Annotated in this window: 1 pseudogene; it reads right to left on the reverse strand. The window is 74.1% G+C overall.

Annotated features, from left to right (window positions below):
- Window positions 1–529 (reverse strand): annotated as a pseudogene (locus G3O00_RS43085) (ABC transporter ATP-binding protein); the annotation flags it as partial.

A 529-nucleotide genomic window follows, 5' to 3' on the forward strand; every position in this document is an offset into this window, starting at 1 on the left:
CGGCATCGAGCCGGCCGGCCGAGACGGCCCACGCGCCGCCGACCAGCATCGCGACGAACACGCCCTGCACCGCACCGGCAAAGCCGAGCTCGATCGGCAGCGAGCGCCGCATCAGCGCACGCGTGCGGCGATGTTGCTCGTCGAACGCGTGCTGCAGCGCGGCGCGCGCATCGCCTGCCTGACCCGCGAAGCGCAACAGCCCCTGATGCGCGGCGAAGGTCTGAAGCTGCACGGCCATCTCGCGATCGCCGGCCGCGCGCGATTGCTCGAACGCGAGCGTGCGCGTGCCGCCGCGTTCGAGCAGCGCGAACAGCAGCACGGCGGCTGCCGCGAGGCACAGCGCGATACGCCAGTCGATCCACGCGAGCCCGGCGACGACCGCGAGCGGCGTCACGACCGCGCCGATCAGCGGCCCGAGCAAGTGCGCCGGAATCCCCATCGCCCGCATGACCGGCCCGCGCAGCAGCCCGGCCGGATGACTGTCGCGCACCGCCTGCCACGACGCGATGCGCGGCAGGTGCCGCACGAG

Origin of the sequence: Burkholderia sp. Ac-20384 (genome assembly GCF_017104605.1) — a bacterium.
Taxonomy (GTDB): Bacteria; Pseudomonadota; Gammaproteobacteria; order Burkholderiales; family Burkholderiaceae; genus Burkholderia; species Burkholderia lata.